The 4,471-nt window shown below is 67.2% G+C and carries 5 protein-coding genes; 3 read left to right on the forward strand and 2 right to left on the reverse strand.

Annotation, left to right across the window (positions count from 1 at the left end; translation table 11 throughout):
- Window positions 1-788, forward strand: a 788-nt coding sequence (locus EES42_RS35740) for a protein kinase family protein (RefSeq protein ID WP_241196807.1), incomplete at its 5' end; no start/stop codon positions are given.
- 194 nt (window positions 789-982) lie between these two features.
- The gene (locus EES42_RS35745; RefSeq protein ID WP_241196808.1) at window positions 983-2,596 is read left to right on the forward strand and encodes an IS1182 family transposase; all 1,614 of its coding nucleotides are present in this window, start codon (window positions 983-985) and stop codon (window positions 2,594-2,596) included.
- Window positions 2,597-2,768: 172 nt separating this feature from the next.
- Here EES42_RS35745 and EES42_RS35750 read toward each other — a convergent pair whose 3' ends face one another.
- Both EES42_RS35750 and EES42_RS35755 read right to left on the reverse strand, forming a co-directional pair.
- On the reverse strand, window positions 2,769-3,119 hold the full coding sequence (locus EES42_RS35750) for a hypothetical protein (RefSeq protein WP_241196809.1): 351 nt from the start codon (window positions 3,117-3,119) through the stop codon (window positions 2,769-2,771).
- Window positions 3,120-3,137: 18 nt separating this feature from the next.
- A complete protein-coding gene (locus EES42_RS35755; protein WP_124722391.1) occupies window positions 3,138-4,202 on the reverse strand; it encodes a hypothetical protein in 1,065 nt (354 codons plus the stop codon).
- Here EES42_RS35755 and EES42_RS45765 point away from each other — a divergent pair.
- Window positions 4,189-4,471 (forward strand): hypothetical protein (locus tag EES42_RS45765; protein ID WP_206433766.1); only part of this gene is annotated, 283 nt, incomplete at its 3' end. The two genes, EES42_RS35755 and EES42_RS45765, sit on opposite strands and share 14 nt — an antisense overlap.

Here is a 4,471-nt window from a genome sequence, read left to right on the forward strand (position 1 = left end):
AGGTCACCCACGTGGCCGCGTTCGAGACCTACGTTGGAGACATTGGAACGATCTTCCGAACGTTCGCCGATCAGGACTCCGGGTGCACCTCATACGGAGTGCTGGTCGACGGGCAGAGCTGGTTCGTGAAAACGGCCTCAACACCGGAAGCCGTGTCGTCGCTACACCGCGCTGAGTCCGTGCACCAGGCTGTTGCCCACTCGGCCATCGTGCCACTGCTGCACAGTTTCTCGACGCAGGACGGACTGGTCCTCGTCTACCCATGGGTCCCTGGCCAGGTTCTCTACCACCTGACCGTGTCCCACCACGGAGGCCGGGCTGCGCCCGATAGCCCGATGGCAAGTTTCCGACGGCTTCCTCTCCCTCTGATCCACGCCGCCCTGGGTGCCATCCTGGACGCCCACCTCACCGTGGAACAGGCCGGGTTCGTTGCCGTTGACCTCTATGACGGCTGCATGCTGTACGACTTCGAAGATCACCGGATGATGCTGTGCGACCTGGATGAGTACCGACCAGGTCCGTTCGCTTTGGGGGCGGACCGGCTTCCCGGCTCCCGGCGATACATGGCGCCGGAGGAGTTCGTACGCGGTTCAGTGATCGACATCCGGACAACAGTGTTCAACCTCGGCAGAGCCCTCTGTCTCCTCCTCGACGCTGGCGACGTGGAGGACCAGTGGCGCGGCACCCCCCACCAGCTGTCCGTGATCCGGCGAGCGACGGCGGCAGATCCACGGGCGAGGTTTCCCTCCGTGCGTGCCCTCGCCGACGCCTGGCATGGAGCAGCCTGAGCTTGACTCTGTCGGGGATCTTGGAGTTTCCCGGTGCGACAGCGTGGTCAACGGTCATGCTCGTGTAGTTCCGCCGACCGACGAAGCTGTCGAGGTGCCCGTTGTCCCTTTGCCCCCGTTCCGGTGAGCAAGTTCCGCCTCTGACCGCGCGGGTTGCGCGGGCGAGCAACCCGGGTGGCACGACGGCGATATGGGTGCGTGACCGGCTGGACGGGCTGTGGTGCGACGAGGATTTCGCCGACTGGTACCCGAGGGACGGGCGTCCGGGGCTTTCGCCTGCTCAGCTGGCCACTGTCTGCGTACTGCAGTTCCTGCTCGGCCTGTCTGACCGGCAGGCCGCCGAGGCGGTTCGCTGCCGCATCGACTTCAAATACGCCATGGCCATGGAATTGGACGATCCCGGGTTCCACCACAGCGTGCTGGCCGACTTCCGCGATCGCCTCGCCGAAGACGACCGCGCCGACCGTCTTCTCGACCTCGCGCTGGCCCGCCTCAAGGAGGCCGGACTGGTGCGCGAGCGCACCACGCAGCGCACCGACTCCACCCACGTCCTGGCCGCCGTGCGCGACCTGACCCGCCTGGAGTTGATCACCGAGGCGGTCCGTGCCGTACTCGAAGAAGTCGCCGGCACCTCCCCTCACCTGCTCGACGAGCTGGTCGACGAGGACTGGGGGCTCCGCTACGGCCGACCGGTCCGCCTGGGCAAGAACCCCACCAAACCCAAGACCAGAATCCTCGCCACCGGAAACGACGCCGTCCGGCTCCTGGAACACCTCTACCGGCACGGAACAGACCACACGGCCGGCCCGCGCGTCCAGGCCCTGCGCCAGATCGTGGTGCAGAACTACCACCGTGACGCCGCAGGACACCTGCGCTGGCGCACCGCCGAGAAGGAAGACGGGCCCGGACTGCCGCCCTCGTCCCGGGCGATCGTCTCTCCTTACGACACTTCAGCCCGCTACGCACGCCACGGGCACATCATCAGCTGGAAGGGGTTCTCCGCTCACCTGACCGAGACCTGTGCTCCCGACGGCCCGAATGTGATCACGGATGTGGTCACCACCGCGGCCACCACCCACGACAGCCAGGTCCTGCCCGGCATCCACGCCCGCCTGGCGCGTCGCGGGCTGCTGCCCGCCGAGCACCTGGTCGACGGCGGCTACACCTCCCTGCCCCACCTGGCACAAGCCACCCGTGAACACCAGGTCACCGTCTCCGGGCCGCTCCGGAGCAACCCCACCCTCCAGCACCGTCGGAACGAGGGCTTCGCCCGGGACGACTTCCACATCGACTACGACCGCCAGCAGGTCACCTGCCCCAAGGGACAGGTCAGCGCGGGCTGGCACGGCCCCTACCCGACCTCCTCGCCCACCGCGGCCCCGCTGATCGTGGCCAGGTTCACCAAAAGCCAGTGCCGCCCCTGCCCGGCCCGCGCGCAGTGCACCAGCACCGCAGACAGTGCGCGCACTGTGGGCTTTCCCCCGCGAGAACTCCGCGACCTGCAACTTCGCGTCCGTACCGAGCAGCAGACGCCCGAGTGGAAGGCCCGCTATGCGGTCCGCTCCGGAGTGGAGGGCACGGTCAACGAGTTCGCCCACGGCCACGGCATGCGGCGCTGCCGCTACCGAGGGCAGGAAAAGGCCCACATCCAGCACGTCCTGACGGCCATCGCCGTCAACATCGAGCGCCTCAGCGGACTGCCACCAGACGAGGAAACCCCCGCACCCCGCCGACCGACCGCCTTCCAGGACTACCTCGACCAGCGCGAGATTCCCCGGCTGAAGTCCTGGCGAACCTTGGGCAGCTGACCTCGGCGACTTCAAGATCCCCGACAGAGTCAAGCTCAGTACCTGTGTCTGAACCTCGGCCGAATGTTTGCCCAGGTCAGGATTCGAACGGGGCGGGCTTGGGCTGCTCCGGCGGCGACATCAGCGGTTCCGCTGACGGCCTTCCGGTGGTGATGGCCCTGTTCTCCCGAAGCTACGGCGAAGTGACAAGTAGCAGGCGGGGGCCGGGGACTTCGCCGGCTTGGAGGGCGGCGAAGTCGGCGGGGGCCTTCTCGGCAGCTTCGGGGTACGCCTCACGTTTGGCGTGCTCGGCCAGTGCCCGGTAGATGCTGGCCACCGAGGGGTTGCGCCCCTTGCGCTTGCCGGTGGGGATGATCAGGTCGGGCTGGATCTGCTCGACGGACTCGCCGTTCGCGCGGCGCCGCAGTACGGTGTGCAGCATGTCGTCGGTGATGACCGGCGGTCGGCCGCCGTGCTTGCCCTTGCGAGAGGCGGTGTCGAGCCCTTCCAGTGTGGACTCGCGGATGTTCTCACCGCTCGGCACCCTGCGGGAAATGGCAGCTCAGCCAGCGCGCGCAGTCCACTCCGGCGGCGTCCACAACCGGGCATTGGCGCTGCCGACCTGGATCAGCGTTCCGGTATGTCGATCCTGACGCGCCGGGCGGAACCCGTCGATCGCGAACACCTGCTGTCCGCTGGTGATGTCGACGCCCTGCAGACCGGCCTCGTCGGCAATCAGCAGATGCTCTCCGTCAGTGAAAAAGCCGAAATCGCCGACCGGCCAGGGGAACGTCGCGACCGCCTTGATCCATCTGACGCCCGGCGAGCGCAGTTCGATCGAGGTGGGGTCGAGAACGTGGACGGTACCGCTGCCGGCATCATCCCGGTCATACACCGCGATCCGCCCGTCGTCGATCCACACCACCGGCCAGTTCCACTCCGAGACCTCGGGATACACCGCATAGCTGGGCCCGTCCTCGGATTCATACGGGTTGTCGTGCAGCCAGGCGGTCAGGCTCCACACCGCCGGCATCCCCCACGGCTGCCACACCCAACCGCCGTCGTAGACACGAGTCCCGTCAGGACTCAGCGACAGCGCGCCGTGGAAGTAATCGAGGTCGTACTCCGCATCTTCCTCATCTCTATCCGGGCTGTCCCGCGCTGTAAGCACCTCGCCGGACGCGAGATCGGTGACATCCAACCGGTTCCAGTCAGTGCGATGGACGACAACCGGCCGGCCACCGTGTTCGGCGAACGTCAACGCGAACGGGACGGTTTCACAGCAGTAATCTCCGCCGTCCAACTTCAACGCTGGCGAACCGGTGGTGAGATCGACGACGGTGCCGTACCGACCTCGGTCTTGAACCACCGCCGCCCAACGGCCACATCGAGACACATGAAGCCGCAGTCGAACGCCGCCACCGTATTCGGACGCCAGCCTCTCCTCCCGATACCGGGCCACGTCCTGCACCTCGCCGGTCGTCGGCGTCCACCGCGCCAGCCGTCCGTCCTCGGACAGCACCAGCCACGCCGGCCCCGCGTCACCGAGGGCCGCTGGCAACGCTGCCACATCCACGACCGGCCGCAGCGCGTCGGGAACTGCCACGTCCACCGTGATCGTCGCCATATTGATCCCCTCGGTGCGCCCGTGTGACCCCCCGCGGCAACGTGAACAGCAGGTGATACGGCACCGTATCGGCAAAGTCGGTGAGCGCCGCGATGCCGGTCACGGCGGTGAGGTCAGCACGGATCTGGTCTATGTCGGGCTCATTCTCGCGCAGGTCCGCCTCGGTGCCGTCCAGCGAGAAGCCCCCTCCGGGACTCTGTCACGTTGTTGGGTGTGTGAGTGTCTGATGGGGCGTCGGGGTGTGGTGGGCTTGCGTTTCGGGTTTGAGG

The sequence above is a fragment of the Streptomyces sp. ADI95-17 genome (assembly GCF_003846175.1).
In the GTDB taxonomy this organism is placed as follows: Bacteria; Actinomycetota; Actinomycetes; order Streptomycetales; family Streptomycetaceae; genus Streptomyces; species Streptomyces sanglieri.